4 protein-coding genes are annotated in these 3,575 nt (G+C 65.2%); all 4 read right to left on the reverse strand.

Annotation, left to right across the window (positions count from 1 at the left end):
* Positions 1-174 precede the first annotated feature (174 nt).
* Positions 175-1,713, reverse strand: a complete 1,539-nt coding sequence (locus WEA77_RS03035) for a M17 family metallopeptidase (RefSeq protein ID WP_368066385.1) — start codon at positions 1,711-1,713, stop codon at positions 175-177.
* Between the two features lie 75 nt (positions 1,714-1,788).
* Positions 1,789-2,430, reverse strand: coding sequence for an HAD hydrolase-like protein (locus WEA77_RS03040; RefSeq protein WP_368066386.1), 642 nt, complete (start codon positions 2,428-2,430; stop codon positions 1,789-1,791).
* An 8-nt stretch (positions 2,431-2,438) separates the two neighbouring features.
* Positions 2,439-3,224, reverse strand: a complete 786-nt coding sequence (locus WEA77_RS03045; protein ID WP_368066387.1) for a thiazole synthase — start codon at positions 3,222-3,224, stop codon at positions 2,439-2,441.
* 129 nt (positions 3,225-3,353) lie between these two features.
* On the reverse strand, positions 3,354-3,566 hold the full coding sequence (thiS, locus tag WEA77_RS03050; RefSeq protein WP_368066388.1) for a sulfur carrier protein ThiS: 213 nt from the start codon (positions 3,564-3,566) through the stop codon (positions 3,354-3,356).
* Between the last annotated feature and the right edge of the window lie 9 nt (positions 3,567-3,575).

Genomic DNA, 3,575 nt, shown 5'->3' on the forward strand with positions numbered 1-3,575 from the left:
CAAGTCGGAGGCTGGGCCAAGTCGGAGGCTGGGCCAAGTCGGAGGCTGGGCCAAGTCGGAGGCTGGGCCAAGCCGAGCAGCCGTGAAACCCGGCTCTATCCTTGGACTTTGATCAGGATGAGCCGTCCACAGCGGCATGCACAACTCACCTGCGCCATGCGCCCCCCCCGAAGCCTACTTCGCCTCATACCCCCGCGCGATCTCGTCGAACAGCTGCACGCCGTAACCCACAGCGCCTTTCGGCGTTGTCGCATTGCCCGAATTTTCCCAGGCCATCGAAGCAATGTCGAGGTGCACGAACGGCGTCTCGGGCTTTGCCCATTCCATCACGAACAGCGCGCCAACCGAGGCGCCCGGTGCGCCCTCGCCACCATTCTTGATGTCAGCCACGTCGCTCTTCATCGCGGCAAGGCTGTTCTTGTGGATCGGCAGGCGCCACAGCATCTCGCCGCTCGCTTCACCCGCCTTCAGGAACCGCTCGGCCAGCGCATCATCCTTCGTGAACAGGCCCGCATAGTCCGGGCCAAGCGCCCCGCCCACCGCGCCGGTCAGTGTCGCAATCGTAACCGCCAGCTGCGGTTTGTACGTTTCCTGCGCCCACCAGAGGCCATCGGCCAGCACGAGGCGGCCTTCCGCATCGGTACTCATGATCTCGATGGTCTTGCCGCTCATCGAGGTCAGGACGTCGCCGGGGCGGATAGCATTGCCATCCGGCATATTTTCGGCCAGCGCCAGCACGGCGACGGCGTTCAGTTTCGCGCCGCGCTTCGCGAGCGTCAGAACCGCGCCAGCAGACGAGGCCGCACCCGCCATATCCATCCGCATACGCCACATATTGGGCCCCGGCTTGATCGAGATACCGCCCGTGTCGAACGTGATGCCCTTGCCGACGAAGGCAATCGGCGCCTCACCCGCCTTGCCGCCCTTGTACTCAACGGCGACCAGGCGCGGCGGACGGGCCGAGCCCTGCCCCGTGCCATAAAGCGCGCCCATGCCCGCAGCCTCTATGGCCGCTTCGTCCATCACCGTCACGGTCACATTAGGCACACCTTCGAAGGCTGCCACGACTTGCTGCGCCATCCAGTCCGGCGATTTGATATTCGACGGCGTCGAGGTCAGGTCACGCGCCAGCGAGACACCCGCAACGACGGCTGCGCCATCCCGGTCGAACGTTCGCTTCGCGGCGGCCGCGTCCTTCGCCAGGAAGGTCAGCCCGCCGGCCGGCTCGCCCGCTTCCGCCGGCTTGCCCCACTTGCCGAAATTGTAAGCGCCGAGTTGCGCGCCCATCGCCGCAACGGAGGCGTCCTGTGCCACATCAGCGGCATCCGGCACGACGACTATGACCGGCGTCTTCCAGCCCGATGTTCCCTGCGCCGTGACGCCGCCATAGGTCTTCAGGTCCTGTGCGGACTTCGCGCCCTCGCCCGTGCCGACCAGCAAAACTGCGCTGTAGGGACCGGCGCCATAGAGCGCCAGTGACTTACCCGCTTCGCCCTTGAAACCTGCCGTGGCGATCGCCGCCGCAATCGCCCCCTTGGCCGCCTTGTCGGCGTCTTGAGACAATCCAGACAGCGCGCCATCCTTGCCCACCGGCAGCACGACAGCGCCACCGGCCGGCCGCGCCGCGCGCTCGAATTCCACAGGCCGCGCCTCGGCGATTGCTGGCATTGCCAGCGCCAGCGCCGCAACGGCTGTCGTCATCCAGTGTTTCATGGCGAGAACTCCTTCTTGTTGTTGTTGGATTTGGGACATGGCAAGTTCTCGCCATATGTCCAGCCCTTCCGGGCATCAGCGCGCGGCGAGGAAAGCTTTCAGCTCGTCGACCGAAGCGAACATGTGGTCCGGCCGCTCGGCCTCCAGCGCGGGCTTCATCCCGAAGCCCCAGGTCACAGCCCCGGTGCGGATGCCGACTTCCCGCGCTGCCTCGATGTCGCGGATCTCGTCGCCCACTGTTAGCGCGCGGCCGGGCGCCACTTTCAGTTCGCCCAGCACATCGCGGAAATGCTTCGCCTTGCCGAACATGCCGGCCCCGCAGCTCCAGGCATTGACCCGGGCGCTGAGCGCCGGCCCCAGCGCGCGGCGCACGTTCACCTCCGCATTCGACGAGACAACCGCAATCTTCACGCCCTTCGCGGCGAGCAGTTCCAGCATCTCGGAGATGCCGTCGAAGAGCGGGAACGCCGCAGCCTTGGCCGCGCGCTTGCGCACATGCACGGCGATGAACACTAGCTTCCAGCCAGGTATATTCAGTATACGCATCACTTCGCGCGGCGGCTTGTGGCGCAGCACTTCCAGTTCTTCCTCGTCCGGGCATCGGAATCCGAACCGCCGGGCGAGGTCCGGCAAGATCGACCGGAACCAGGCCGCACTGTCAGCCAGCGTGCCGTCAAAATCGAAAATCAGGAGATCGTAGTCGCGCGCGGTGTTCAAGCGTGCCCCTAGATCAAGCCGGCGAGCGGCGAGCTCGGGTCGGCATATTTCTTCTTCGGCATCCGGCCCGCAAGATAGGCCTCACGCCCGGCGATCACCGCGTGCTTCATGGCTCGCGCCATGCGCACCGGGTCCTTTGCGGCGGCGATGGCGGTATTCATCAGCACACCATCACATCCGAGTTCCATCGCAATCGCAGCGTCCGACGCTGTACCGACACCCGCATCGACAATCACCGGCACCCGCGCCGCTTCCACGATCAGGCGGATGTTCACCGGGTTCATGATGCCGAGCCCCGAACCGATCAGCGAGCCGAGCGGCATGATCGCGCAGCAGCCCGCCTCTTCCAGCAGCCGCGCATAGACCGGATCATCCGAGCAATAGACCATTACCTCGAACCCATCCTTGATGAGGGCTTCTGCCGCCTTCAGCGTTTCCGGCATGTTCGGATACAGCGTCTTCTGGTCCGCGAGCACTTCCAGCTTCACGAGGTTCCAGCCGCCAGCCTCACGCGCGAGGCGCAAGGTGCGCACGGCGTCGTCCGCCGTGTAGCAGCCCGCCGTGTTTGGCAGGTAAGTGAACTCGGTCGGCTTCACGAAGTCCGAGAGGATCTCATGGCTCTTGTCCGACAGGTTCACCCGGCGCAGCGCCACGGTTACGATCTGCGCGCCCGCCGCGCGCGCCGCATCGGCGTTCTGCTGGTAGGAAGCATACTTCCCCGTGCCCACGATAAGACGCGAGGCATACGCTTTGCCGGCGATGATAAGCGGGTCGTTTGATTGCGTTTCAGACATGCGGGCTGATCTGGCCGTCCCGGACGCAGGCGTCAACACACCCCGCGCGAAATGGCCCGGTCCGATACGCAGGAGTCCAGAAGACGGCGCCCCGCGTAGTCAGTTTCGGGACGGGTCCGCAGCCCAATTTCAGCCTCCGCCGACGAACTGCACCAACTCGATCTGGTCGCCCTCTGCCAGCACCGTCAGGGCATGCTCGGACTTCGGCACGATCTCCCGGTTGCGCTCCACGGCTATCCCGCGCGGGTCCCGGCCGGTCTCGCCTGACAGGCGAAGAACCAGCATCGCCACAGTGGTTCCGGCCTCGATTTCGAGCGTCTCGCCATTGAGGTTGATGTTCATCGCAGTCTG

The organism is Hyphomonas sp. (assembly GCF_040882205.1).
Taxonomy (GTDB): Bacteria; Pseudomonadota; Alphaproteobacteria; order Caulobacterales; family Hyphomonadaceae; genus Hyphomonas.

Excerpts from the sequence above, each read along its gene's own strand:
- WEA77_RS03045 (WP_368066387.1), bottom strand. The coding sequence starts at position 3,224 with ATGTCTGAAACGCAATCAAACGACCCGCTTATCATCGCCGGCAAAGCG.
- thiS (WP_368066388.1), bottom strand. The coding sequence starts at position 3,566 with ATGAACATCAACCTCAATGGCGAGACGCTCGAAATCGAGGCCGGAACC.
- WEA77_RS03035 (WP_368066385.1), bottom strand. The coding sequence starts at position 1,713 with ATGAAACACTGGATGACGACAGCCGTTGCGGCGCTGGCGCTGGCAATG.